Source organism: Delftia sp. S65, from assembly GCF_016516495.1.
GTDB classification, from domain to species: domain Bacteria; phylum Pseudomonadota; class Gammaproteobacteria; order Burkholderiales; family Burkholderiaceae_C; genus Comamonas; species Comamonas acidovorans.
The window spans coordinates 25,558-51,710 of the sequence record NZ_JACVUR010000002.1; the positions used below are offsets into that span (position 1 = coordinate 25,558).

The 26,153-nt window shown below is 68.6% G+C and carries 23 protein-coding genes; 13 read left to right on the plus strand and 10 right to left on the minus strand.

Translation table 11 applies throughout. The features are described 5' to 3' along the window. Positions 1–6 precede the first annotated feature (6 nt). The 3 genes from urtC to urtA form a co-directional block, all read right to left on the minus strand. Positions 7–1,209, minus strand: coding sequence for an urea ABC transporter permease subunit UrtC (urtC, locus tag IAE24_RS02080; RefSeq protein WP_099752731.1), 1,203 nt, complete (start codon positions 1,207–1,209; stop codon positions 7–9). A 72-nt stretch (positions 1,210–1,281) separates the two neighbouring features. Then, a complete protein-coding gene (urtB, locus tag IAE24_RS02085; protein WP_199958856.1) occupies positions 1,282–2,196 on the minus strand; it encodes an urea ABC transporter permease subunit UrtB in 915 nt (304 codons plus the stop codon). 110 nt (positions 2,197–2,306) lie between these two features. Further along, entirely contained in the window at positions 2,307–3,572 is a 1,266-nt protein-coding gene (gene urtA / locus IAE24_RS02090; RefSeq protein WP_012202159.1) for an urea ABC transporter substrate-binding protein, read from the minus strand. 214 nt (positions 3,573–3,786) lie between these two features. On the opposite strand from urtA, the gene IAE24_RS02095 reads away from it, so the two are divergent. Then, positions 3,787–7,287 (plus strand): hybrid sensor histidine kinase/response regulator, encoded by a 3,501-nt coding sequence (locus tag IAE24_RS02095; RefSeq protein WP_013800105.1) that lies wholly within the window; start codon positions 3,787–3,789, stop codon positions 7,285–7,287. Between the two features lie 19 nt (positions 7,288–7,306). Further along, on the plus strand, positions 7,307–8,299 hold the full coding sequence (locus IAE24_RS02100) for a response regulator transcription factor (protein ID WP_199958854.1): 993 nt from the start codon (positions 7,307–7,309) through the stop codon (positions 8,297–8,299). Here the strand turns inward: IAE24_RS02100 and IAE24_RS02105 are convergent. Continuing rightward, a complete protein-coding gene (locus tag IAE24_RS02105; RefSeq protein ID WP_012202156.1) occupies positions 8,272–8,766 on the minus strand; it encodes a PACE efflux transporter in 495 nt (164 codons plus the stop codon). The two genes, IAE24_RS02100 and IAE24_RS02105, sit on opposite strands and share 28 nt — an antisense overlap. Positions 8,767–8,840: 74 nt before the next feature. Here IAE24_RS02105 and IAE24_RS02110 point away from each other — a divergent pair, with 74 nt between their 5' ends. The 4 genes from IAE24_RS02110 (at position 8,841) to IAE24_RS02125 (ending at position 12,862) form a co-directional block, all read left to right on the plus strand. Further along, positions 8,841–9,752, plus strand: coding sequence for a LysR family transcriptional regulator (locus tag IAE24_RS02110; RefSeq protein WP_199958852.1), 912 nt, complete (start codon positions 8,841–8,843; stop codon positions 9,750–9,752). Positions 9,753–9,901: 149 nt separating this feature from the next. After that, positions 9,902–11,551, plus strand: coding sequence for a M30 family zinc metallopeptidase (locus IAE24_RS02115; protein WP_063328062.1), 1,650 nt, complete (start codon positions 9,902–9,904; stop codon positions 11,549–11,551). Between the two features lie 5 nt (positions 11,552–11,556). After that, entirely contained in the window at positions 11,557–11,961 is a 405-nt protein-coding gene (locus IAE24_RS02120; RefSeq protein WP_034399061.1) for a hypothetical protein, read from the plus strand. A 28-nt stretch (positions 11,962–11,989) separates the two neighbouring features. Beyond that, on the plus strand, positions 11,990–12,862 hold the full coding sequence (locus IAE24_RS02125; protein WP_043823254.1) for a PPK2 family polyphosphate kinase: 873 nt from the start codon (positions 11,990–11,992) through the stop codon (positions 12,860–12,862). Between the two features lie 24 nt (positions 12,863–12,886). On the opposite strand, the gene IAE24_RS02130 is transcribed toward IAE24_RS02125, so the two are convergent. Further along, positions 12,887–13,705, minus strand: a complete 819-nt coding sequence (locus tag IAE24_RS02130; RefSeq protein ID WP_199958850.1) for a fumarylacetoacetate hydrolase family protein — start codon at positions 13,703–13,705, stop codon at positions 12,887–12,889. Positions 13,706–13,881: 176 nt separating this feature from the next. Here IAE24_RS02130 and IAE24_RS02135 point away from each other — a divergent pair, with 176 nt between their 5' ends. The 7 genes from IAE24_RS02135 to IAE24_RS02165 all read left to right on the plus strand — a co-directional run bounded on the left by IAE24_RS02135 (position 13,882) and on the right by IAE24_RS02165 (position 20,757). Next, positions 13,882–15,186, plus strand: a complete 1,305-nt coding sequence (locus IAE24_RS02135) for a Glu/Leu/Phe/Val family dehydrogenase (protein WP_013800098.1) — start codon at positions 13,882–13,884, stop codon at positions 15,184–15,186. A 320-nt stretch (positions 15,187–15,506) separates the two neighbouring features. Continuing rightward, on the plus strand, positions 15,507–16,475 hold the full coding sequence (locus tag IAE24_RS02140; RefSeq protein ID WP_012202149.1) for a Bug family tripartite tricarboxylate transporter substrate binding protein: 969 nt from the start codon (positions 15,507–15,509) through the stop codon (positions 16,473–16,475). A 20-nt stretch (positions 16,476–16,495) separates the two neighbouring features. Continuing rightward, positions 16,496–18,076: a class I adenylate-forming enzyme family protein gene (locus IAE24_RS02145; RefSeq protein ID WP_199958848.1), complete on the plus strand. Its 1,581-nt coding sequence runs from the start codon at positions 16,496–16,498 to the stop codon at positions 18,074–18,076. A 26-nt stretch (positions 18,077–18,102) separates the two neighbouring features. Further along, on the plus strand, positions 18,103–19,101 hold the full coding sequence (locus tag IAE24_RS02150) for a tripartite tricarboxylate transporter substrate binding protein (RefSeq protein ID WP_233626088.1): 999 nt from the start codon (positions 18,103–18,105) through the stop codon (positions 19,099–19,101). Positions 19,102–19,280: 179 nt separating this feature from the next. After that, positions 19,281–19,733, plus strand: coding sequence for a PaaI family thioesterase (locus IAE24_RS02155; protein WP_199958846.1), 453 nt, complete (start codon positions 19,281–19,283; stop codon positions 19,731–19,733). Positions 19,734–19,771: 38 nt separating this feature from the next. Continuing rightward, positions 19,772–20,182, plus strand: a complete 411-nt coding sequence (locus tag IAE24_RS02160) for a Rap1a/Tai family immunity protein (RefSeq protein WP_199958843.1) — start codon at positions 19,772–19,774, stop codon at positions 20,180–20,182. Further along, positions 20,179–20,757, plus strand: a complete 579-nt coding sequence (locus IAE24_RS02165; protein WP_199958842.1) for a hypothetical protein — start codon at positions 20,179–20,181, stop codon at positions 20,755–20,757. Before IAE24_RS02160 ends, IAE24_RS02165 begins: the two co-directional genes overlap by 4 nt. A 77-nt stretch (positions 20,758–20,834) precedes the next feature. Here the strand turns inward: IAE24_RS02165 and IAE24_RS02170 are convergent, their stop codons facing one another. The 5 genes from IAE24_RS02170 to IAE24_RS02190 all read right to left on the minus strand — a co-directional run bounded on the left by IAE24_RS02170 (position 20,835) and on the right by IAE24_RS02190 (position 26,145). Beyond that, on the minus strand, positions 20,835–21,380 hold the full coding sequence (locus tag IAE24_RS02170; RefSeq protein WP_012202143.1) for a hypothetical protein: 546 nt from the start codon (positions 21,378–21,380) through the stop codon (positions 20,835–20,837). A 138-nt stretch (positions 21,381–21,518) separates the two neighbouring features. Next, positions 21,519–22,586, minus strand: a complete 1,068-nt coding sequence (locus IAE24_RS02175; RefSeq protein ID WP_199958839.1) for a Bug family tripartite tricarboxylate transporter substrate binding protein — start codon at positions 22,584–22,586, stop codon at positions 21,519–21,521. A gap of 187 nt (positions 22,587–22,773) precedes the next feature. After that, positions 22,774–23,646, minus strand: a complete 873-nt coding sequence (locus tag IAE24_RS02180) for an HpcH/HpaI aldolase/citrate lyase family protein (RefSeq protein WP_199958837.1) — start codon at positions 23,644–23,646, stop codon at positions 22,774–22,776. Between the two features lie 23 nt (positions 23,647–23,669). After that, entirely contained in the window at positions 23,670–24,677 is a 1,008-nt protein-coding gene (locus tag IAE24_RS02185) for a tripartite tricarboxylate transporter substrate binding protein BugD (protein WP_013800091.1), read from the minus strand. Between the two features lie 103 nt (positions 24,678–24,780). Continuing rightward, the gene (locus tag IAE24_RS02190; protein WP_012202139.1) at positions 24,781–26,145 is read right to left on the minus strand and encodes an MmgE/PrpD family protein; all 1,365 of its coding nucleotides are present in this window, start codon (positions 26,143–26,145) and stop codon (positions 24,781–24,783) included. Positions 26,146–26,153 lie beyond the last annotated feature (8 nt).

Genomic DNA, 26,153 nt, shown 5'->3' on the forward strand with positions numbered 1-26,153 from the left:
TGTGGTTCAGGCGCCCTGGCGGCCCATGCCTTCGGACAGGGCGGACGTGGGCTTGGTGGCGGCCGGGGCCGGGGCAGGTGCTGCCTGGGCTCCCTGCGCTGCGGCAGGCGCTGCGGCAGATGCCGTGCCCTTGCGGCGGCTGTTCCACCAGGGAACGATGCGGCTTTCCCACAGGCCGGCCAGACCCATCGGGAAGGCCATGGTCACGCCGATGAACAGGCCCGCCATGAGGAACAGCCACAGGTCCGGGAAGCTCTCCGAGAAATAGGTCTTGCCCGCGTTGACCAGCAGCGTGCCGTACACGGCGCCCACCAGGCTCATGCGCCCGCCCACGGCGGCGTAGATGACCATCTCGATGGAGGGCACGATGCCCACGAAGCTGGGCGACATGAAGCCCACCTGCAGCGTGAACATGGCGCCGCCTATGCCCGACAGCGCAGCGGCCAGGCAGAACACGAAGACCTTGAAGTTGGCCACGTCGTAGCCGGAAAAGCGCACGCGGTCTTCCTTGTCGCGCATGGCCAGCAGCAGGGTGCCCACCTTGCCCGTCTGAATCCAGCGGCACAGCACGATGGCGCCGATCAGCAGAGCCACGCAGACGTAGTAGAGGATGTACTTGGCGCTGTCGGTGCGCGTGTCCCAGCCCCACAGGGTCTTGAGGTCGGTCATTCCGTTGACGCCGCCCGTGTAGCCCTGCTGGCCGATGATGAGCACGGTGACGATCAGCGCCACGGCCTGCGTGATGATGGCGAAGTACACCCCGCCCACGCGGCGCTTGAACATGGCGAAGCTGATGAGCCAGGCCAGCAGCGTGGGCACGGCGATGACGGCGGCCAGCGAGAACGGCAGGCTCTTGAAGGGCAGCCAGAACGAGGGCAGCTCGGTCAGCTGGTTCCAGTCCATGAAGTCGGGGATGCCGGGCGTGGACTGGATCTTGGTGCTGATGGGGTCGGACGCCTCCAGCTTCAGGAACATGGCCATGGCGTAGCCGCCCAGGCCGAAGAACACGCCCTGGCCCAGGCTGAGCACGCCGCCATAGCCCCAGACCATGACCAGGCCGATGGCGACGAAGGCATAGGTCAGGTACTTGCCGACCAGGTTGAGGCGGAAGATGTCCAGCGCCAGGGGCAGCACCACCGCCAGCAGGACGGTGAGCAGCACCAGGCTGGCGAGCTGGTAGCGCTGTATCCAGGCTTTGAGGGCTTGCATGGAATGACTCCGGTGAACTCAGGGGAAATCGGGGGAACGCGGGGGAATTCGTGGACAGGGCCGGCGCCGGGATCAGCGCCGCACCTTGGAAGCGAACAGGCCCTGGGGACGCAGCATCAGGATGAAGACGATCAGCGACAGCGTGATCACCTTGGCCATGGAGCCCGCGAGGAAGAACTCGGTGATGGACTGCGTCTGCGCAATGCCGAAGGCCGAGACCACGGTGCCCAGCAGGCTGGCCGCGCCGCCGAAGGTGACCACCAGGAAGGCGTCCACGATGTACAGCGAGCCCGAGGTGGGGCCGGTGGAGCCGATGGTGGTGAAGGCCGCGCCCGCCACGCCTGCGATGCCGCAGCCGATGGCAAAGGTCAGGCGGTCGGTCTTCTTGGTGTCGATGCCGATGGCGTTGGCCATCACGCGGTTGCTGACCGTGGCACGCACGCGCAGGCCCCAGCGGCTCTTGTGCAGCGCGATCAGCACGCCGACCGTGACCACCGCGGTCAGCGCCAGCACGAACAGGCCGTTGATGGGAATGTCCAGCCCCTCGGCCGGCGCCCACGAGCCCATCAGCCAGTCAGGCAGGGTGGGGCTGACTTCCTTGGGGCCGATGAAGGTGCGAAAGCACTGCTGCAGCGCCAGGCTCACGCCCCAGGTGGCCAGCAGCGTGTCCAGCGGGCGCTTGTAGAGGTGGCGGATCAGCCCCCACTCCACCAGCCAGCCGGCCGCGAAGGCGAACAGGAAGGCGGCCACGATGGCCAGCGGGAAGTAGTAGGGCATGAACTCGGGCGCGTGCTGCGCCGTGAGCGTGGAGCCCAGGTAGATGGTGTAGGCGCCAATGGTCATGAACTCGCCATGCGCCATGTTGATCACGCCCATCTGGCCAAAGATGATGGCCAGGCCCAGGCCCATCAGCAGCAGCACGGCGAACAGGCTCAGCCCCGCGAAGCCCTGCATCAGGCCGATGTTCATCATGTCGGAAAAACTCATGGTGCTGCTCCTGCGCGCAAGCCAATCGGGAGAGGGGGAAACGGTTCACGCGGCGGCCCGCCCACCAGGCCGCAGGCCGCCACGCATCACCTGCCTGAACGGATCAGGACTTACTGGTAACCCTTGGGGAAGGGATCGGGTTTGATGAGTTCAGGCGACTCCGAGACCACCTTGAACGTGCCGTCCGGCTGCCCCACGGCAATGCGCGACTTGCTCCACAGGTGGTGGTTGGCGTCCACCTTCACGTAGCCTTCGGGCGCGGTCTTGAGCTCCAGCCCCGGCGATGCGGCCACCACCTTGTCCACGTCGAAGCTCTTGGCCTTTTCCACGGCGGCCTTCCACAGCCAGGGGCCCAGGTAGCCGGCCTGGGTGACGTCGCCGATGACGGCATTGGGGCCGTACTTGGCCTTGAAGGCGGCCACGAACTTCTTGTTGTTCTCGTTGTCCAGCGTCTGGAAGTACTTCATCGAGGAGTAAAAACCCGTGAAGTTTTCGCCGCCCACGCCGGTCATCTCGTCCTCGGTCACCGACAGCGTGACCAGCAGTTGCTTGTCACCCGTGATGCCTGCGGCCTTGAGCGCCTTGTAGAAGGCCACGTTGGAGCCGCCCACCACGGCCACGAAGATGCAGTCCGGCTTTTGCAGCTTGATCTTGTTGACCAGCGAGCCGAAGTTGGTGCTGCCCAGCGGGTAGTACTCCTCGCCGACGACCTTGCCCTTCTGGAAGTTCTCGATGTGCTTGCGCGCGATCTTCATGGAGGTGCGCGGCCAGATGTAGTCCGAGCCGATCAGGAAGAAGGTCTTGGCCTTCTTCTCGGCCTTGGCCCAGTCCAGGCTGTACAGGATCTGCTGCGTGGCTTCCTGGCCCGTGTAGATCACGTTCTTGGACTGCTCCAGGCCTTCGTAGAAGGTGGGGTAGTACAGCAGGCCGTTTTCCTTCTCGAACACGGGCAGCACGGCCTTGCGCGAGGCGCTGGTCCAGCAGCCGAAGACGGCGGCGCAGCGGTCGTTGATGAGCAGTTTCTTGGACTTCTCGGCGAAGGTGGGCCAGTCGGAGGCGCCGTCTTCCTTGATCACGCGGATCTTGCGGCCCAGGATGCCGCCCATGGCGTTGATCTGGTCGATGGCCAGTTGCTCGGCCTGGATGGAGCCGGTCTCGGAGATCGCCATGGTGCCCGTGGCCGAGTGCAGCTGGCCCACGACGACCTCGGTATCGGTCACGGCCAGCTTGGTGGTGTTGACCTGGGCCGTGGGCTGGGCGAAGGACCAGGCCGGCAGCCCGGCCACCGAGGCGGCGCCAAGCGCCTGCAGGACGCGGCGGCGGCCCATTTCCGTGCCGGGGGAACCAGGTGTGCGGGGGTCGGAGGGGTGGCTCATGGTGACTCTCCTGTAAGGATCGGTTGGGTGATCTGCAAGTGGCTGAAAACTGGCGTTGCGGTTACGGCTTGTTTCCGCGCTGGGTCCAAGATTAGGAAGAACCCTTGAAACCGCCCATACGTCAATTGACGTAGCCATCTGCGTACGCACCCCGCGCACTCCTCTTGAAAGCCGCGCCAGCATTGGCCCCGCACGTTTCTTGCTAGACCTGGGAATGCACTCCGCACCCCCGCCCGACAGCCCCGCCAGCACCTCGCCCGCGCCGCAGACCATCTTTCGGTTCCGGCGCGAATACAACGCCTGGGTGGCCGACGAGACCATGGAGGACTACGCGCTGCGCTACACGCCGCGCAGCTTCCGGCGCTGGAGCGAGTTCCGCGTGGCCAACACGGCCTTCGGCTCGCTGTCCTTCCTGGCACTGGAGGCGATCGGCGGCGCCATTGCGCTGAACTACGGCTTTGCCAACGCCATGTGGGCCATCGTCACCGTAGGGCTGGTGATCTTCCTGACGGGGCTGCCCATCGCCGTCTGCGCCGCGCGCTACGGGCTGGACATGGACCTGCTGACGCGGGGCGCGGGATTCGGCTACCTGGGCTCGACCATCACCTCGCTGATCTACGCCGTCTTCACCTTCATCTTCTTCGCGCTGGAGGCGGCCATCATGGCGCTGGCCCTGCAGCTGGTGGTGGACTGGCCGCTGCAGTGGTGCTATGCGCTGTCGGCCCTGGTGGTGCTGCCGCTGGCCATGCGCGGCATCACGCTGATCTCGCGCCTGCAAGCCTGGACGCAGCCGCTGTGGCTGTTCCTGCTGGTGCTGCCCTTCGTGTGGATGGCGCTGTCCCAGCCCCAGCTGTACCGCGACTTCGCCAGCCTCACCGGCCTGCGCTCGGGCAGCAGCCAGTTCGATCCGCTGATGTTCGGCGCGGCGGCGGCCGTGATCTTCGCGCTGGTGGTGCAGATCGGCGAGCAGGTGGACTTCCTGCGCTTTCTGCCGCCGCGCACCCGGGCCAACCGCCTGCGCTGGTGGGGCGCGGTGCTGGTGGCCGGGCCGGGCTGGGCCGTGATGGGCATGCTCAAGATGGCGGGCGGCGCGTTTCTCGCCTTCGCGGCCATGCAGCTGGAAGGGGTGGATGCCTCGCGCGCGGCCGAGCCCACGCAGATGTTCCTGGTAGGCTTCCAGCAGGTGCTGCAGGCCCTGGGCCTGCCGGGGCTGGCCGTGGCGGTGACCGTGGTGTTCGTGGTCATCTCGCAGGTCAAGATCAACGTGACCAATGCCTACGCGGGGTCGCTTGCCTGGTCCAACTTCTTCGCGCGCATCACGCGCAGCCATCCGGGGCGCGTGGTCTGGATGGTGTTCAACGTGGTCATCGCCACCTTGCTGATGACGCTGGGCGTGTTCGGCGCGCTGGAGAAGGTGCTGACCATCTACAGCAACGTGGCCATCGCCTGGGTGGGCGCGCTGGTGGCCGACCTGGTCATCAACAAGCCGCTGGGGCTGAGCCCGCCGGGCATCGAGTTCCGCCGCGCCCATCTGTACGACTTCAATCCCGTGGGCCCGGGCGCCATGCTGCTGGCCGCCGCCGTGGCCTGCTGCGCCTATGCGGGCCTGCTGGGCGAGACGGCGGCCGCGTTCTCGCCCTTCATCGCGCTGGCGCTGTCCATGCTGCTGTCGCCGCTGCTGGCCTGGCTGACGGGCGGGCGCTACTACCTGGCGCGGCCCGCAGGCAACCTGTGGAAGCCCGGCGAGACCGTGCGCTGCGCCGTCTGCCAGAAGCATTTCGAATCCGAGGACATGGCGCACTGCCCCGCCTACGGCGCGCCCATCTGCTCGCTGTGCTGCTCGCTGGAGTCGCGCTGCCATGACCGCTGCAAGACCGGATCGCGCGCGGGCGAGCAGTTGCATGCGCTGGCCTCGGCCCTGCTGCCGCCGCGCTGGGCGACCAAGGTGAACTTCCGCGCGGGCCAGTACCTGGTGGTGATGCTGTCGCTGTGCGCGGTGACGGCCTTCATGGTGGGCGTGGTCTACATGCAGGAAAGCCTGCAGGCAGGCAGCGTCGATGGCGGCGCGCTGCGCATCCCCTTCCTCAAGGTCTTCGCGCTGCTGGCCCTGCTGTGCGCCGTGGCCGCCTGGTGGGTGGTGCTGAGCACGGACAGCCGGCGCATGGCGCAGGACGAGTCTGAGCGCCAGAACCAGCTGCTGCTGCAGGAGATTGCCGCCCACAAGCGCACCGATGCCGAGCTGCAGGCCGCCAAGGACCATGCCGAGCAGGCCAGCCAGGCCAAGACCCGCTATGTGGCCGGCATGACGCACGAGCTGCGCTCGCCGCTCAACAGCCTGCTGGGCTATACGCAGATCCTGCTCAAGAGCCCGCAGGTCGATGGCTGGGTGCGCGAGACCCTGTCCACCATGCAGCACAGCGGCCAGCACCTGCGCGCGCTCATCGACGAATCGCTGGAGCTGGCCAGCATCGAGGCCGGCCGCCTGCGCCTGGACCTCGCCCCCCTGCCCCTGCCCGCGCTGATCGACGGCATCGAGGCCATGATGCGGCCCCAGGCACAGGCCAGGGGGCTGCAGTTCTCGGTCGAGACGCTGGGCACCATGCCGCGCTGGGTGCGGGCCGACGCCAAGCGGCTGCGCCAGATCCTGATCAACCTGCTGTCCAACGCCGTGCGCTTCACCCAACGCGGCGAGGTGCGGCTGCGCATGGACTTCAGGCCCCATGTCTCGCGCATCGAGGTCATCGATACCGGCATCGGGATCGAACCGCAGGACATGGAGCGCATCTTCGTGCCCTTCGAGCGCGGCAGCGCGGGGCGGCGCGTCAGCGAGGCGGGCACGGGCCTGGGGCTGACCATCACCCATCTGCTGACCGAGCTGATGGGCGGGCAGCTCACCCTGAGCAGCACGCCCGGCGAGGGCAGCTGCTTCACCGTGCGCCTGTACCTGCCCGAGATGGCGCCCGACGCGTCCTGGGTCCCTCCGGGCGCCGCCGCCACGCTGCACACCGTCATCGGCTATCTGCCGCCCCGGCGCACCCTGCTGGTGGTGGACGACCAGCCGCTGCAGCGCCAGCTGCTGGCCGGCCTGCTGCTGCCGCTGGGCTTCGAGATCCGCGAGGCCGCCAGCGGCCGCGAGTGCCTGGAGATCGTGGAGCAAAGCCCGCCCGACCTGGTGCTGCTGGACATCAGCATGGACGACCTGGACGGCTGGCAGACCGCCGCCCTGCTGCGCGCGCGCTGGGATGCGCAGCAGCTGCCCGTGGTCTTCGTCTCGGCCAACCTGTTCGACAACGACCCGCCGCGCCTGGCCGATGCGCGCTGCCAGGGCTTTGTCGCCAAGCCCGTGACCGAGTCCGAGCTGCTGCAGGTGCTCGAGCGCGTGCTGCGGCTGGAATGGGTGCATGACAACCGCCCGCTGCTGCTGCCGGCGCCGCGTGCAGAGCAGGCAGAGGCCAAGGCAGAGGAGGCGCCGGCAGCCGCCCCCTTCCCGCCCGATCTGCGTGAAGACCTGGCCCGGCTGGCGCGCTCGGGCCAGGCCACCGCCCTGCGCGAGCGCCTGCGCCAGGCGCGCCAGCAGGCGCCCGCGCATGCCGCGCTGCTCGATGCGCTGCAGGCCTGCGCGAACCGCTTCGACTTCGATGCGCTGGCGCGCATGCTGCCGCGGCCCGAGCAAGAGGATGAAGAAGACGAAGAAAGAGAGGAGACCGATGAATGAGAACCCGCAAAGGCCACAGATGACGACCGCCGACAGCAGCAGCCACCCCAGCCACCCCCCTCACAACGCCCACGTCATCCTCGTGGTGGACGACGCGCTGGACAGCCTGCGCATGCTGTGCGACGCGCTGGCCGCCGAAGGCTACGTGGTGCTCGCCGCCCGCGACGCCGACGAGGCCCTGCAGCGCTTCGCCCTCACCGTGCCCGACGGCGTACTGCTGGACGCCGTCATGCCCGGCATGGACGGCTTCACGCTGTGCCGCACGCTCAAGGCCACGCCGGCCTGGGCCCATGTGCCCGTGGTGTTCATGACCGGCCTGTCGGACACGGACCAGATCATCCGCGGCTTTGCCAGCGGTGGCGTGGACTACGTGGTCAAGCCGCTGCGCATCCCCGAGGTGCTGGTGCGCCTGGCCACCCATGTGCGCAACGCCCGCGCCACGCGCCAGGCGCAGGAGGCCGTCGACGTGGCGGGGCTGGGCGTGGTGGTGCTCGACGGCCAGGGCCGCGTGGCCTGGCGTTCGCCCCAGGCATCGCGCTGGCTGGAGGAGGCCTTTGCGGACCAGCCCTTCCCGCTGGAGGCGGCCGGGGACTGGCTGGCCGGCGCCCGCCAGCCGGATGAGCACGACAAAGCGGATCAGCCCGGCCAGGCGGATCAGGAGGGCCAGCCCGCCCCCCAGGATCTGGCGCTGGCACTGGCCGATGGCCGCCAGCTGCTGGCGCGCCACATGGGCGCCAGTGGCCTGGGGGAGTCGATGGTGCTGCTCAGCCACGAGGCGCCGCAGACGCCCGCCGCGCGCCGGCTGCAGCAGGTGGCGCTCACCCCGCGCGAGACCGAGGTGCTGTCATGGCTGAGCAAGGGCAAGACCAACCGCGATATCGCCGACATCCTGGGCATGAGCCCGCGCACGGTGAACAAGCACCTGGAGCACATCTTCGAGAAACTCGGCGTGGAGACCCGCACGGCCGCCGCCGCCGTGGCCGGTCAATTGCTGCAGGCCGGCTCGCCCTGAGCACGGGGGGCCACCGCAGCGGACGCCGAGGCCGAGGCCGGCAGGCCGAACACATGGTCGAAGCACCAGTTGAAGACATAGGTGTAGACCAGGAAGAAGACCAGCAGGCCGGCCTCCATCACCGTGGCCTCCCACAGCGTGACGCCGAACCACCAGGCCATCAGCGGGATCAGCACCATGGCCAGACCGCCCTCGAAGCCCAGGGCGTGCACCACGCGGCGCATCACCGAGCGGCCCTTGACGCTCTGGCGCGCCTCCCATTGCTCGAACAGGTGGTTGAAGGTCAGGTTCCAGACGATGGCCAGCGTGGAGGCGGCAATCGCCATGCCGCCCGAATGCCCGGCGCTCTGGCCGATGGCCATGAACAGCAGGCTGGAGGCCGCGATGGCGATCAGTTCATACAGGGTCACGAAGACCACTTTGCGCTTGGGCCCCTGGAGGCCCTTTTTGTGTGTCTGCAAGGTCATAGGGGGCGCAGTTTATTTGTCCGGAATTGAACGTTAAAGTCAGATTCTTTCAATAAAACTGACAGGTTCCCGCCATGTCCTTCCCCGCCGACCAGGTGCCGCTGTTCCTTGCCGTGCTGGACCACGGTTCGTTTTCCGCCGCCGCACGCCGGCTGGGGCGGGTGCCCTCGGCCGTGAGCATGGCCATCGCCCAGTTGGAGGCAGAGCTGGACCTGCAGCTGTTCGACCGCAGCGGCCGCGAGCCCCGGCCCACGGCGGCGGCGCGCGCACTGGAGCCCCAGGCCCGGCTGCTGGCCGCCCAGCTGCAGCAGCTCAACCACCAGGCACTGGCCCTGCACCAGGGACTGGAGGAGCGGCTGACCCTGGTGATCGCGCCCGAGCTGCTGTCCACGGCCTGGGCAGCGCCACTGCAGCCGCTGGTCGAGGAATTCCCGGGGCTGGAGGTGGAGGTGCTGGTGGCCGCCCAGGTCGATGCGCTCAAGGAACTGCATTCGGGCCGCGCGCATCTGGCCCTGGTCTTCGAGCGCCCGGCCATCGACGGCCGCGAGGATTTCCAGGAGATGGGCCAGGAAACCATGGTCGCCGTGATGGCGGCCAGGCACCCGCTGGCCCGGCAACTGGGCGTGGATGGGCAGCAGCGCCTGGACTTGGGCCAGCTGGCCGGCGCGCGCCAGATCCTGCTGGCCAGCCGCGACCTGGCCCACACCGATCCGCGCTTCGTGATCTCGCACCAGCTGTGGCGCACGGACAGCCATCTGGCGGCCCTATCGCTGGTCTCGGCCGGCCTGGGCTGGGGGTGGCTGCCCTTCAGCGTCGCCGAGCCCCTGCTGCAAACGGGCGCGCTGCTGCGCATTCCGCTGTGCAACATCAGCAACGGCACCCAGCTGTTCGTCGACTGGGTGTGGTCCAAGGAGCGCCCGCTGGGGCTGGCGGCGCGGCGGTTCGTGGAGCAGCTGCAGGTGCCGGTGCGGCTGGAGCCCAGGTGAGGCCTGCGGCTTGCGACCTGCAGGCAAGCCCTGCGCCTACACGCGGGAAACCGGCCGGTGCTTGCCGCCTGCAGGCAGGCCTGGGATAGTTGCGCAAGCGTCCGGCCGCCTCCTTCTTCTGGCTGGACATGGACCATCGAGAGGAACCCATGTTTCAAGATCACTTTGGGGGCAAGGCCCTTGTTGCACTGGCACTGGGTGCGGGACTGGCAGGCTGCGGCGGCGGGGGCGGCGGCTCCACGCCGGGCGACTCCATCACGACACAGCTGAGCCCCGCCTGCACGGGCGCCTCGTGCGGCGCGACCGACGCCACCACCTATTCCGGCCAAGGCGTCGGCGTCTGGAGCTACACCAACGCCACCGCCGCAGAGCAGCCCGTTGCCGTGGGCCTGCGCAATCTGGGCACCCGGCCCGTGACGCTGATCTATACCAACACCGGCGATGCCGCCGTGGCCCTGCCGCCCATCACGCTCACGCCGCCAGCCGCAGCGGCGCAGGGCATTGCGGCGCAACAGTCGCTGAGCGCTGCGCAGCTGGTCAACCAGATCCCCCAGCGCGTACGTGACTTCAAGCCGAGCCTGCCCGCCCCGGTTGCAGGGCAGAGCGTGCAGCCCTCGCGCGCTGTGTCGGCGGCCGTGCTGCCCGTGGGCAGCCAGCGCAGCTGGTTCGTCAACACGGAAAGCCCCACGGTCGAGACGCGCAGCGCCACGCTGCGGCGCCAGACCACGGCGCCCACGCCCACGGGCACCCGCACCATCAACCTGTGGCTGGAAGACAGCGAGTACGGCGGCGCCAAGGTCAGCGACGCCCTGCTGGACACCGTGATACAGCGCTTTTCCAGCGGGCCGGATTCCGTGCACGCCCTGGTCACGGGGCTGGCAGGCCAGCCCTGGGGGCCCCAGGCCCACAGCGAGCTGATCGCGGCCGACCAGCCGATCGACATCGTGTTCGTGAACTTCACGCCCGACAGCCAGCCATACGGCCTGCTGGGCTACTTCTGGGCCGTGAACAACTTCAAGCGCACGGCCGGCAACTCGCAGTTCCAGTACAGCAACGAATCGCTGTCGTTCTACATGGACACGGAAACGCTGTACCTGGGCGGCGCCAACGGGCTGACAACGCAGATCAGCACGCTGTCGCACGAGTTCATCCACATGATCAACTTCTACCAGCGCGGCGCGCTCAAGGGTTCGGACTACATGTTCGACACCTTCCTGGAAGAGATGTCGGCCCTGATGTCCGAGGACATCCTGGCCGAAAGACTCACACCCGGCACCAATCCCATGCGTGACGGCCGCATTACCGGCTGGATGTCCAAGCCCGGCTTCAACTGCGACCTGGCCAGCTGGGCCTCGGATGTCAACGCCACCTGCTTCGGCTACAACGTCACGGGCAGCCTGGGCGCCTATCTGCTGCGCCAGCACGGCGTGGGCTTCTACCAGCAGATGCTGAGGAACACCTCCTCGCCCGACTCGCTGCAGGTGCTAGGCAACGCCATTGCACAGGCCGGTGGCCCCTCGTTGCCCGTCACGCTGCAGCGATGGGGTGCCAACATCGCCCTGCTGCCTTCCAGCGGCCCGGCCGGCTACGGCTGGCCCGCACGCACGGACCAGGGCTTCACCCTGGTGGGCATCGACGGCCAGCGCTATGCGGCGGCACGCCGCCTGCCCGCCACCGTGCCGGCCCAGCTCGCGGCGCGCGGCCACTTCCCCTTCGTACGCCAGCCGGACGCCCAGGGCCTGTACCAGGAGCAGTTGCGCGTTCCCGCCGGCACCACCCTCACCGCCATCGTGCAATGACCGCCATGACCCAGACATCCCATACCGCAGTCGCCCGGGCCCTGCCCCTGCTGCTGGCCGGCAGCCTGTCGCTGCTGGCCACGGCCTGCGCCGCGCCACCTCCACCTCCTGCAACCGCACCGGCGCCCGCTTCGGCATCGGCCGCGCCCGCCGCGCCGGATGCCGGCCAGCCCCTGACCCTGCAAGGCCGTCTGGTGCTGCGTGGCAATGCGCCCCATGAGCAGCCCGTGCTGCAGACTGCCTCCGGCGAGACTTGGCAGCTCAAGGGCCTGAGCGCCGAGCAGGTCACGCAGTGGCAGCGGCAGAACGTGGAGGTCCGGGGCCAGCCCGGCCCCAGGCCCGCCGCTGGCGCCGCGCCTTCGATGGCGCCGCCGCAACTGCAGGTGCAATCCATTCGCGCCCAGCCCTGACCCTCCCCGCTCACCCACCGCTCAAGCCATGGACGCCTTCAACCCTTTCTCCAGCCGCGATGCGGCCGTGCAAAAGCTCTGGGAGCAGTGGCAACCGCGCTCCGCCAAGTCCGACAAGGACAAGCCGATTGCCCTGGCCGACTTCGACCCCGGCGCCAAGCCCTTTTCCAACGGCAACGGCAAGACCGAGGACAAGGCCGCCGTCGAGGCCCTGGCCGAAGAGATCGACGCGCTGCAGAACCTGCTGTACGCCGACCGCCGCTACAAGCTGCTGGTCGTGCTGCAGGGCACGGACACGGCGGGCAAGGACGGCACCATCCGTGGCGTCTTCGGCCGCACCAGCGCCCTGGGCATGAACGCCGTGGGCTGGAAGGCGCCAACCGATGCAGAGCGCGCGCACGACTACCTGTGGCGCATCCACCAGCGCGTGCCGGGCGCAGGCGAGATCACGGTCTTCAACCGCAGCCACTATGAGGATGTGCTGGTGCCCGTGGTCAACGGCTGGATCACGCCCGAGCAGCAGCGCCAGCGCTTTGCCCACATCAACGACTTCGAGCGCATGCTCAGCGAGACGGGCACCGTGGTCGTCAAGTTCCTGCTGCACATCAGCGCCGACGAGCAGCGCGCGCGCCTGCAGGAGCGCCTGGACGACCCGGCCAAGCACTGGAAGTTCGACGAGAACGACATGAAGGTGCGCACGCAGTGGAAGGACTACCAGCAGGCCTACGGCCAGTTGCTGGGCGCCACGCACACGCCCTGGGCGCCCTGGACCATCGTGCCCGCGGATTCCAAGACGCATCGCAACCTCATGATCGCCACCTTGCTGCGCGAGGTGATGCGCAACCTGGACCTGCGCTTTCCGCCCGGCGATCCGGCCCTCAAGGACTACAAGATCACCTGATCACTCGATGGCCTGCCTGAAGCCTCACAGCTGCAGTCGGGCCTCGGCGATGCCGTCCAGCTCGGCCACCACCAGGTCACCGGCCTGCGCAAAGGCCAGTCCATTCCACGTGCCCGTAGTCACCACCGTGCCTGCGGGCACGCTGCCATAGCGGCGCACCAGTTCCTGCAGCCAGCCGGCCAGCAGCCACAGCGGGTCGCCCAGCGGATGCGTTCCGGTGAACGCCTGCAGCGGCGCCGCGCCCACACGCAGCCGGCAGACCTGGGCAGACCAGTCCCGCGGCGACTCGCGCGGCAGCAGCCGCGAAGCGTCCTGCCAAGGTCCCAGCACCAGGGCGCCATGGCACAGGCCGTCGGCGGCCAGCAGCAGCGGCGGCGCCTTCAGGTGCTGGCGCCAGCGCGTATCCACCACCTCGATGGCGGCGGTGATGCCGTCGATCAGCTCCAGGCCCTCGCCGGGCTGCAGGGCGGCGGCCATCGCGGCCGTGACATCGCGGCCCAGGCGCAGGGCGATCTCGGCTTCGATGCCGCGCAGGTGCAGCGGCGCGCCGCCAGCGACCGAGGGGCTGGCCCAGACGCCTTCTTCGGGCAGCGGCGCATGGGTCAGCGGGGCATCGCGGCGCGGCGCGCCAGACTTCCAATAGCCCGGCACGCGGCCCGGTCCCTGCTGGCTGCCGGCCACGCGCCAGCCCAGCGCGGGCGCCATGGCGGCCTGCACGGCCTGTGCATCTACGGGGGTGCGCACCACGTCGGCCCAATCGTCGGCGTCCAGCAATTCGCCGCTGTGGCGTGCCTGGAGCAGCGCGTGGGCCAAGGCTGTGGGAGTGCGGGGCATGTTCGTCATGGGGCGGCTTTCCTGGAGTGCATCGGTGGGTCTCAAGCGGCCCCGATTGTCCGCTGGACAAGGCGCTCCCAGGGTTATGCATTAAATGCATAAGGCTCTCGCTCATAAGGCGTTGGACAGCGCATAGCCCCGGGAATAAGCTCAAAACCCTCAGACAACTCTTGTGTGGAACCACCATGCAGCAACCCGCTTCGGCCGGCGTTACCAACCACGCCATCCCTTCCTACCTGCAGGCCGATCACCTCGGCCCCTGGGGCAACTACCTGCAGCAGGTCGATCGCGTCACGCCCTATCTGGGCCATCTCGCCCGCTGGGTCGAAACCCTCAAGCGCCCCAAGCGCATCCTGATCGTCGATGTGCCGATCGAGCTGGACAACGGCACCATCGCCCACTACGAAGGCTACCGCGTACAGCACAACCTGAGCCGCGGTCCCGGCAAGGGCGGCGTGCGTTTCCACCAGGATGTGACCCTGTCCGAAGTCATGGCCCTGTCGGCCTGGATGTCGGTCAAGAACGCGGCCGTCAACGTGCCCTACGGCGGCGCCAAGGGCGGCATCCGTGTCGATCCCAAGACGCTGTCGCGCGGTGAGCTGGAGCGCCTGACGCGCCGCTACACCAGCGAGATCGGCCTGCTGATCGGCCCCTCCAAGGACATCCCCGCGCCTGACGTCAACACCAATGGCCAGATCATGGCCTGGATGATGGACACGTACTCCATGAACACCGGCGCCACCGCCACCGGCGTGGTCACGGGCAAGCCCGTGGACCTGGGCGGCTCGCTGGGCCGCGTCGAGGCCACCGGCCGCGGCGTGTTCACCGTGGGCGTGGAAGCGGCCAAGCTGACCGGCCTGTCGGTCCAGGGCGCGCGCATCGCCGTGCAGGGCTTCGGCAACGTGGGCGGCACGGCGGGCAAACTGTTCGCCGACGTGGGCGCCAAGGTCGTGGCCGTGCAGGACCACACCGGCACCATCCACAACGCCAATGGCCTGGACGTGCCGGCCCTGCTGGCCCACGTGGCCGCCAAGGGCGGCGTGGGCGGCTTTGACGGCGCCGAGGCCATGGACGCTGCCGACTTCTGGAGCGTGGACTGCGACATCCTGATCCCCGCCGCACTGGAAGGCCAGATCACCAAGGACAACGCCGGCAAGATCAAGGCCAAGATGGTGATCGAGGGCGCCAACGGCCCCACCACCACCGAGGCCGACGACATCCTGACCGAAAAGGGCGTGCTGGTGCTGCCCGACGTGCTGGCCAATGCCGGCGGCGTGACGGTGAGCTACTTCGAATGGGTGCAGGACTTCTCCAGCTTCTTCTGGAGCGAGGACGAGATCAACGCCCGCCTGGTGCGCATCATGCAGGACGCCTTCGCGGCCATCTGGCAGGTGGCCCAGCAGCACGGCGTGACGCTGCGCACCGCCACCTTCATCGTGGCCTGCCAGCGCATCCTGCATGCGCGCGAGATGCGGGGACTGTATCCCTGATCACCCCCTGAGGCGCTGACGCGCCTTCCCCCTCTCTGCTTGCTTCGCAAGGGAGGGGGACGACACCCTCGCGGCGGGGCGGCCCTTGCTCGGTGTCCCTGACTTGGGCCGCGCCAGTTCCATGCGCTGTGCATTCTGCGAAAAAGAAAAGGCGCTTCGGCGCCTTTTTTCTTGTGGCCGCCTTTTCGGCAACGGGTTAGCACGCGTTCCAGTGGGCCTAAGCGCGGGTTTCCGAATGGCGAAGCGGATCTCCAGTCAAACCCTGGTGCCCTGGGGCCCAGGGTTTTCTATCGTTGCGGGCAGTGAACTGGAGACTGCCCATGACCGTCCGCCGCAGCCTGCTGGCCTTGCTGGCCGCTTTGCCTTTTTTCTCCCTGGCTCCTGCCGCCGCGCTGGCGGCGGCCTGGCCTGAACGCCCCATCACCATCGTGGTGCCGGCCGCCGCAGGCGGCACCACGGACATTGCCGCGCGCGTGCTGGCCGAGAAGATGGGCAAGGACCTGGGCACCTCGGTGGTGGTGGAGAACAAGGGCGGGGGCGGCGGCAGCATCGGCACGGCCCAGGTGGCGCGCGCCAGGCCCGATGGCTACACGCTGCTCATGGGCAACATCGGCCCGGTGGCCATCAATTTCAGCCTGTACAAGCAGCTCAGCTACAAGGAAAGCGATCTGCGCGGCATCACCAATGTGATCTCCGTGCCCAACATCCTCGTGGTCCATGCCGATTCGCCCGTGCGCAGCGTGCGCGAGCTGGTGGAGCTGGCCAGGACCCGGCGCCTGAACGTGTCCACGTCGGGCGTGGGCCAGTCGCCGCACATGTCCTCGGAGATGTTCCGCCAGAAGGCCGGCATCGAGGTCACGCTCGTGCCCTTTCCCGGGGCCGCGCCTGCGGTCACGGCGCTGCTGGGCCAGCAGGTGGACTACATGATCGACAACCTGCCCAGCTCCATGCCGCACATCAGGAGCGGCAAGTTCCGCGCGCTGGCCATCACCAGCGCCACGCGCTCGGCCCAGTTGCCCGAGGTGCCCACCATGACCGAGGCCGGCGTGCCCATGCAGGTCACGGCCTGGTTCGGCCTGCTGGCCCCTGCCGGCACGCCCGATGCCGTGGTCGAGCGCATCCAGCAGTCGGCCCGGCGCGCCATGCAGACGGCCGAGGTGCGCCAGCGCTTTGCCGACCTGGGCGGCGTGCCCGGTGGCGAGACACCGGCCGAGTACGACGCCTTCATCGCCCAGGAACGCAAGAGCTGGGCCCAGATCGTCAAGGCCGCAGGCCTGTCGCTGGAATAGTGGTCCCTCCCGTCCCTCCCATGCAAGAAGACATCGCCTCCCTGCTGCGCCAGCCCTTTGGCTCGCTGCCCGAACTCGTCGCGCTGCAGGCCAGCCAGCGCCCCCGCCACACCGCCCTGGCCATGGATGGCCGCAGCCTCGACTACGCCGCGCTGCGCCTGGGCATGGACCGCGTGGCCCTGCGCCTGCAACGCCAGGGCCTGGGCCCCGGCGACGTGGTGGCCATCTGCGCGGGCAGCTCGCCCGAGTACGTGCTGGCCTTCCTGGGCGCGCTGCGCGCGGGCGTGGCCGTGGCGCCGCTGGCCCCGTCGGCCACGGCCGGCCACCTGAGCGCCATGCTGGACAACTGCGGCGCCCGGCTGGTGCTGCGCGATGCGGACACCGCAGCGCAATGGCCGCTGCAGGCCGGACAGGATCTGCAATGCGTGGCTCTGGACGGCGCTGTCGAAGCCGGCATGCCGTGGTCGCAATGGCTGGCTGCGGACGAAGCGGACCATGGCACGGCACCCACGCCCATCCCCCCCCAGCCCGACTGGCCCTTCAACGTCATCTACTCCTCGGGCACCACGGGCGTGCCCAAGGGCATCGTCCAGTCCTGGGCCATGCGCTGGGCCCATGTGCAACGTGCCATCCACAACGGCTACGGGCCCGATGCCGTCTCGCTGTGCGCCACGCCGCTGTACTCCAACACCACCCTGGTCGCGGCCCTGCCCACGCTGGGCCTGGGCGGCACCCTGGTGCTGATGCGCAAGTTCGACGCGGCGCACTACCTGGAACTGGCCGGGCGCCACCATGCCACCCACACCATGCTCGTGCCCGTGCAGTACCAGCGGCTGATGCAGTGCCCGGGGTTCGACGGCGCCGACCTGAGCCGCCTGCGGCACAAGTTCTGCACCAGCGCACCCTTCCATCCCGCGCTCAAGGCCGAGGTGCTGCGCCGCTGGCCCGGACGGCTCATCGAGTACTACGGCATGACCGAAGGCGGCGTGCGCTGCGAGCTGCACTGCCATGACTTCCCCGACAAGCTGCACACCGTGGGCAGGCCAGGGCCGGGCGCCGACATCCGCTTCATCGATGAGCAGGGCCGCGAACTGCCGCCCGGCGAGCAGGGCGAGATCGTGGGCCGCTCGGCCGGGATGATGAGCGGCTACCACCGCCTGCCCGACAAGACGCAGGAGGCCGAATGGTTCGATGCCCAGGGCCTGCGCTTCATCCGCAGCGGCGACGTGGGCCGCCTGGACGAGGACGGCTTCATCGTGCTGGGTGACCGCAAGAAGGACATGATCATCACGGGCGGCTTCAACGTCTACCCGAGCGACATCGAGTCCGTGCTGCTGCAGCACCCGCAGGTGGCCGAATGCGCGGTGATCGGCGTGCCCTCCGATGCTTGGGGCGAGACCCCCGTAGCCTACGCCGTGGCGCGCCCGGATGCCACGCCCTCGGCCGCCGAGCTGCGCGAATGGCTGAACGCCCGCGTGGGCAAGACCCAGCGCGTGGCAGAGCTGCGGCTGGCCGCCAGCCTGCCGCGCAGCGAGATCGGCAAAGTGCTCAAGCGCGCGCTGCGCGAGCAGTACCAGGCCGGCGCCCTGTCCTCTTCATGAAACGGAGTCCCCCCATGCCCATGTCCATGCCCATGCACCCACTCCCGCGCCGCCGCCTGCTGTCCTGCCTGGCCCTGGCGACCTGCGCCCTGCTGGCCCCCTCCGCCCATCTCGCCCATGCCGCCGAGGCCTGGCCTGCCAAGCCCATACAGCTGGTCATTCCCTACCCGCCCGGCGGCAGTGCCGACCTGCTGGGCCGCCCTCTGGCCGTGCAACTGCAGCAGCAGCTGGGCCAGCCCGTGGTGCTGGAGTACAAGCCCGGCGCAGGCGGCACGCTGGCCTCGCAATACGTGGCGCGCGCCAGGCCCGATGGCTACACCGTGCTCATGGTGCTGGCCGCCCATGCCATCAACGACAGCCTCTATCCCAAGCTACCCTACGACACCCGCCGCGACTTCGCGCCCGTGTCTTTGGTGGCCAACCTGCCCATGGTGGTTGCGGCCAGCAGCAAGCTGCCGGCAAAGAACATCCAGGAACTCATCCAGGCCGCCAAGGCCAACCCCGGCAAGCTCACCTTCGGCTCGGCAGGCAACGGCAACACGGGGCATCTTGCGGCCGAGTACTTCGGCTCCATGGCAGGCGTGCGCATGACCCATGTGCCCTACAAGGGCAGCGCGGGCGTGGTCAACGCCATGCTGGCCGGCGACATCGACCTTACCTTCGACAGCATCTCCACCTCCATGCCCCACATCCGCAGCGGGCGCATGCACGCGCTGGCCGTCACCAGCCCGCAGCGCTCGGCGCTGGCGCCCGAGGTGGCCACCATCCAGGAGCAGGGCATCGCAGGCTTCGACGTGACCGGCTGGTACGCCGTCATCGCGCCGGCCGGCACGCCCGCCGAAGCCACCCAGCGCCTGAGCCGCGAGATCGCCTCCGCCCTGCGCCAGCCCGCGCTGCAGGCCCAGCTGGCCGCCGGCGGCTACGAGCCCGTGGGCTCCACGCCCGAGGCGCTGCAGGCGCATATCGACAAGGAAATCACGCGCTGGGCCACTGTCGTCAAATCGACAGGTGCACGGGTGGATTGAAAGTCACCCCCTGAGCGGCTGCGCCGCTTCCCCCGTGTGCACGGCGCCCTCTCTCGCTTCGCGGGAGGGGGACGGCACCCTCGGTGCGGGGCGGCGCGGCCGGCGTAGGCCCTTCCTCGGTGCCCCGGAGTCGGTACACGCCAGTCTCGAGCGCCGCGCCCAATGCGATGATCATGTCCATGAATACACCCATCAAAGACCACCCGGCCAACCCCTTCGAAGGCGAGGCGCCCGGCATCCTCTTCGGCCTGCCCATGCCCATGGCCCGCGCCATGAAGCTCAGCGGTGAACGCATCGGCGAGGACCGCGCCCAGATCCGCATGGGCTTTCAACCGGATCAGGCCAACAGCCGCGGCGACGTGCACGGCGGCGCCATCGCCTCGCTGATGGACTGCGCCCTGGCCTCGGCCTGCCGCTCGCATGACCCCACGGCCTTCGGCGTGGCCACCATCGACCTCACGCTGCACTACGTCTCGGCCGGCAGCGGCGATCTCATCGCCACCGCCCACTGCGAGCGGCGCGGCCGCTCCATCAGCTTCGCGCGCGGCGAAGTGCGCTCCGAGGATGGCACCCTGGTGGCCCTGGCCACCGGCACCTTCAAGCTGATGGCGCGTGGCGGGGCTCAGGCCTGAGGCGCAAGGTGTCAGTCCCTGACCAGAGCGTTTTGGCCATGACCTGCATCCGTGCCATGGTCTTGCGGCCAATTTCCGTGCTTTGTTTGGCATGGGGTCTCGGCACATCGGTCTGTGCGCACGCCGACACCCGGTTGACACGCCCGACGGCAGACTCTCAGCGGTTGATCATCGAGAACAACAACCTGACGGCGCAGGCATTCTTTTCGGCTTACATGAGCAAGGAAGTGCCGGAAAGAAGGTATGCAGAGATGTACCTGCTCGGCGTTCTCGACGCAACGGAAGGCCGGGCCTGGTGTGACTACCGGCACCTCAAGACCATCACTGTGGCAGAGGTGCTGCACAGCAGTTTGCGAAGCATGGATGCCAGACAGCGCGCAACTCGGGCTGCCCACGTCATCACCGACATTCTCGCCAAACAGTTTCCCTGCCAAGCTGGGCCTCAATGAAACCCTCCCGCATGAGGCCGAAAATCCGGCGCTTGGTGCTGACCATCGGCCTGACAGGCGCAGCACTGGCGCAGGCAGCCCCTGACGCAGGGCTTGTGGGCCTGCTGGATGCACGCCGACCCGATACCGCCAACCTGTCATCGGAAGAACCACGGCCATCAACGGCCCCACGGCCTTACATCCGTCTCTTGCCCGAGCCCAGCCAGACACCCGAATGCTGCGTCACCACAGGTCAACCGGCGGAAAGCGGCATCCTGCGCTACCAGGGCAAAACGGGCACGGAGGCTGTTGCAGCGGATGCACGTGCGGCGTTGTTCATGCCGCTCGTCGCCGAGGGATTCATTGGCCTGCAACTGGCCGAGGGTGCGAGAGTCCGGGTGCTGGGTCCGCAGCGCCTGCTTGTCTGGTGGCCGGATCGGCCGGGGCTGACGCGGGTGGATCACTGCCTGTCCCGCGAAGGCCTGCATGTGCAGTGGCGTGAGCAGGTGGCGAGTGGAAGATGGGCAAGCGCGCAGCACTACTACCTGCCGCTGGGCATAGACGTGGAGCCCGACTGCTCCCCATCTGCCCAATAGCGCGCGCCGGGTCTTGCCCCCAGATCGCGGCGCGCACAAGGAAAGCGCATGCCGCGCTTTCCTTTTCACCCAAGCGGTCAGAGCCGCTTTTCCTTGGCCTCGATCAGCTTTTGCATCAGTTCGCAGACCTGCCTGGCCTGCTCCTGCGTGATGTCGATGTTCTCGATCACCGAGCGCTTGAACTGGATGCCGTTGACTGCGCCGCTGTTCTCGATGAAGCCCAGCGTCAGGGTGCGGTTCAGGAAGTAGATGACGGCGGCGATGCCCCAGCCGATCAGCATGACCACCAGGCCTGCAAAGAAGCTCTGGGCCATCATGGACCCGCCCATGAACAGCGACAGGGCACCGATGCCCAGCGCCGTCTTCCAGGGCTTGTGATAGCCGTAGTAGGTGGAGCAGATGCCCTGCAGCGGGATCAGGCGCGACTGGGTGCCCGACAGCGAGGCGCTGCTGAACTCCAGGCGCTCGCTGCCCACGCGGATGGTGGTGGTGGGATCGATGTTGACCTTGGACAGGATCCAGGCGACCAGGCCGCCTTCGCGGCCTGTGATGGCAATGTGGTTGCCCTTGTCGTCTATGGGTTGCTCGCTGGCCTTCCAGGCCTTGATGACCAATGCACTCACGGTAATACCCTCTCTTGAATGTTTGAGAAACCACGGGCTGTCCCGTCATGGCATTGCACCACCGGGGCCGCCTGAGGAGGGGCGATTACAGCACAGGGCATGAGTGCAGCCTTGGGCAACCAGGGCCGCTGTGCGCCATCAACCGGGTTGCACCCCCGCCGACTGCAGCAGCCGCCCCCAGACCGGAGCCTCCTGCGCCCAGGCCTTGCCGAAGCGCTGGGGCGTGTCGTCATCCACGGGCACGAAACCGGCGGCGATGATGCGGGCCGTGCCTTCGCGGCTGGCCACGGCGCGGTTGGAGATCTCGCCCCATTGCCGCGTGAGGTCGGCCGGCAGGCCCCTGGGGCCGGCGATGGCCAGCCAGCCGGACAGTTCCATGGCCTCATGGCGGTAGCCGGCCTCGGCAAAGGTGGGCACCTCGGGCACCAGCGGCACGCGGCGCGTGCCGGTGACGGCCAAGGCGCGCAGCTTGCCTGCATCGATGTGGGGCTTGAGCGTGAGCAGGCTGCCCATGCCGATGGGGATGCGTCCGCCCAGCATGTCCTGCACCATCAGCGCCTCGCCCCGGTAGGCCGCATGCGCCATGCCGGCACCGGCCATGTCGCTGAGCACGGCGCAGGCCAGGTGGCCGTGCGAGCCTATGCCGTAGGAGCCATACGAGAGCTTGCCCGCGTTGGCCTGGGCCCAGGCCATGAATTCGCGCAGGTTGGTGGCGGGCACGTCGGCCGTGACCACCAGGGCGATGGGCGCCATGCACACGCGCGACAGGGGCGTGAGGTCGGTCAGCGGGTCGTAGGCGGTCTTCTTGTAGAGGTATTTGTTGGTGAGCATGGTGGAGGTGGTGCCCAGCAGCAGGGTGAGCCCGTCGGGCGCGGAGCGGACCACCATTTCGCCGCCGATCAGTCCGGCCGCACCGGGCTTGTTGTCCACCACCACGGTCTGGCCCAGCTGCTGGGCCATGCGCTCGCCCAGGATGCGCGCAATCACGTCGGTGGCACCGCCCGCCGCAAAGGGCACGACGATGCGCACGGGCCGCGTGGCAAAGCCGGCCTGCGCCAGCACGCTGGCGGGCCCTGCCGCCACGGCGCCGGCCGCCAGGGCCAGCGCCTGGCGCCGATTCAATCGGTTGTTCAGTCGGTCATTCAGACGATCATTCAATTGGCCGTTGAATCCGCTGTTCGATGCCGTCCCCGAGATCACTGCCATCACACGCTCCTTTGCCTGGGTGCCACCATGGGTGGAGATACCGGATCAAGAAACCGCCGTCTCGAAATCAATCGAGTTGGCCAAGCGTATTCGAGGCAGATGGATTCACCATCAGGGAAATCATTGGACTTCTTGCACCAGAATCAGAAAACTCTGAGTGCAAAACGGCCTTTCAGTCTCATTTTGATCAAGATCGCGCTGCAGATCTCTGTTGCGCCCAGGCATGGCGCAGCAGCACCTGTTCGGCCTGCTTGAGCACGGGCGCATCGACCATGCGGCCGTCCAGCACGCAGACGCCGCCTCCGGCCTCGGCCAGGGCCTGGCGCAGGCGCTGCGCGTGGGCCACGGCCGCGGCATCGGGGTCGAAGACGGCGTGCAGGAGCTGGACCTGGGCCGGGTGGATGCACAGCTTGCCGCCAAAGCCCATGCGCCGCGCGCGTGCCGCGTCCTGGGCCAGCCGCTCGGGGTTGCGCGTGTCCACCGTCACGCCGTCCACGGCCGCGCCGATGCCGGCGCGGCGCGAGGCCAGGACCAGGGCCATGCGCATGGGCAGCAGCTCTTCCTCGCCCTGCTCGCAGGCCATGCCCGCATCGACCTGGAAGTCCAGGTGGCCGAAGGCCAGGCGCACCACCTGGGGCGCGGCAGCCAGGGCGTCGGCCGCGTCCAGGCCGGCCACGCTTTCGATGAGGGGCAGCACGGCTGCCCGTGCGCCCGCAGCCTGGGCCACCGCATGCAGGGTCTGGGCGCGCTCGGCCTTGGAGACCATGGCGCCGGCCACGCCCTGATCCACCAGCTGCGCCAGCGCGCGCAGGTCATCCGCATGCCAGGGCGTGCCTTCGGCGTTGATGCGCACCAGCAGGCGGGCACGGGCCGGGCCTTCCAGCGCACCCACGGCCTGGGCCAGCGCCTGGCGGGCGCCGTCCTTGTCGGCCGGGGCCACGGCGTCCTCCCAGTCGGCGATGACCATGTCGGCGCCGCTGTCCAGGGCCTTGCCCAGGCGCTCGGGCCGCGTGGCGGGGACGAAGAGAAAGGAAGTGGCCTGTCGCGCCAGATCGTGCATGCGGATGTCCTTGGGAGAGCGGTTTATTCGGCCGAGACGCCTGCGGCCTTGATGACCTTGTCCCAGCGCGCCACCTCGGCCTGCAGGTGGGTGCGCAGGCCTTCGGGTGTGGCCTTGTCGGGCGTGACCAGGTCGGAGCTGAGTTCGGCGATGCGCTTTTTGACGTTCTCGTCCTTGATGGCCACGTTCAGCGCCTTGTTGATGGCCATGACCACCTCCTTGGGCGTGCCCTTGGGCGCGTACATGCCGTGCCAGACCTTGACGTCAAAGCCCTTGAGGCCCTGCTCGTCCAGCGTGGGAATGTCGGGCAGCGAGGACAGGCGCTTGGGCGTGGTCACGCCGAAGACCTTGGCGCGCTGGCCGTCCTTGATCACGGGCACGGTCTGCGTGGTCTGGTCGCACAGCAGGTCCACCTGGCCGCCCATGAGGTCGTTCATGGCCGGGCCTGCGCCCTTGTAGGGCACGGTGGTGAGCTTGACACCCGCCTGGTGCATGAACAGCATGCCGCACAGCTGGGAGACGGCGCCGATGCCGGCATTGGCCAGCGAGACCTTCTCCTGGTTCTTCTTCACGTAGTCCAGCAGCTCGGCAAAGTTGTTGGCCGGGAAGTCCTTGCGCGACAGCAGGGTCATGGGCACGTCCAGCACCTGGCCGATGTACTCGAAGTCCTTGAGCGGGTCATAGGGCAGCTTCTTGTACAGCGCAGGCGCCGTGGCCATGCCCATGTGGTGGATGAGGATGGTGTAGCCGTCGGCCTTGGCCTTGGCCACGCGGTTGGGCGCAATGGTGCCGCCCGCTCCCACGGTGTTTTCGACCAGCACGCTCTGGCCCAGCACCTGGCCCATGGGCACGGCCAGCAGGCGCGCCACCACATCGGTGGGGCCGCCAGCGCTGTAGGGCACGACGAGGACGACGGGCTTCTCGGGCCAGGCCGCGGCCAGGGCGCCGGTGGTCGTCCCGCCGGCGGCAAGGGCGCAGGCGGCGGCCGCTGCGTAAACGAGGCGGCGGCGGAAAGAAGTGGTGCGTTGCATGGTTTGTCTCCTGTGCACTTTGGTGGAAGCGGGAGGCGCTCTGTGGTGGCGCCTTTCCCATGGATTCGCCGGCCGGGGCCGGCGCGAAAACTCAGTCAAGAACTCAGTCAAGCAGGCGCTGCACGCGCGGCCAGTGCGCGATCTGCCACAGCCGCGCTACAGCGGCCTGGGCGGGGTCGTCCTGCAGGGCACCGCCATAGGCGATCAGTCGCAGCGCCTTGGCCGTGATCTCCTCGCGCGACAGCGTGTTGCCCGGATCGCCCTTGGGCTCTTCCACGCGGCCGTGCAGCGTGCGGCCATCGGTGGTGAGCACGGTGACCTTGCCGATCCAGCGCTGCGGGTAGGCGGCATCGACCTCGGGGTCCAGCACCATGCCCACCTTCTCGCGCAGGGCCACCGTGGTGGCGGCCAGGTATTCGTTGTCGAACTCGTCCAGGCCCGCATGGCCGTGGCGCGCGGCCAGCGCCAGCACCGTGCCCATGGAGAACTTGCTCTGGTGCACCGTGCCGGGATCGACCACTGGGCCCAGCACGTCGATGGCGCCCTGGTGCACGTGGCAGGTGACCTGCGCCAGGTCGGCGGGGGCCAGGCCGTGGTCCTGCATGACCTGCAGCAGCGCGTCGGCAGCCGGGTGCGTGTGGCGGCAGGAGGCATGCCATTTGAACGAGGTCTCGGCCGTGGCCCAGCGCGTGCCGATGCCGTCCGTGAGGCGCGTGGGATCGGCGTCCGTGGACATGCCTGCCGCCAGGCCCTGCGGCCCGGTGAAGATGTCCTGCGCACCGGTGAATCCGTCCCGGGCCAGGTAGGCCGACATCAGGCCCGCAGCGGCCGCATGCGCCGTGTGCAGCTGCTTGCTGTCGGCTCCCGTGCGCAGGAACTCCCACAGCCCTGCCGACTGCGTGCCGGCCGAGCCGAAGGCATGCTGCATCTGCGCGGGCGTGAGGCCCAGCAGCCGGCCCACGGCGGCCGCGGCGGCCAGGGTGCCGGCCGTGGCCGTGGTGTGGAAGATGCGGTAGTGGCTGCGGCCCAGGAACTCGCCCACGCGGATGCCGACCTCATAGCCGGCCACGCAGGCGGCCATGAGCTCGGCGCCGCTGGCGCCGATGCTCTGTGCCACGGCCAGCGCGGGCGGGAAGACCACGGCGGCGGGGTGGAAGACCGAGCCGTTGTGCACATCGTCCTGCTCGGCCACATGCGAGGCTGCGGCATTGGCCAGGGCCGCCATCATGGGCGAGGTGGTGTCGGCACTGCCCAGGATCTCGCTAGGCCCCTGCGCCGGTCCCTGGGACAGCGCAAAGCGCGTGATGCTCTGCACGGGGCGCGCGCCCTGGCCTGCGAGCACGGAGCCGAACCAGTCCACCCAGAGGTCTTCGGCGCGCTGCTGAACGGCGGCGGGAACGTCGTCCCAGCGCAGCGAGGCAGCGAATTGGGCCAGCGGATGGATGCTCACTTGGGTGTCGTTTTTCATGGGTTGGG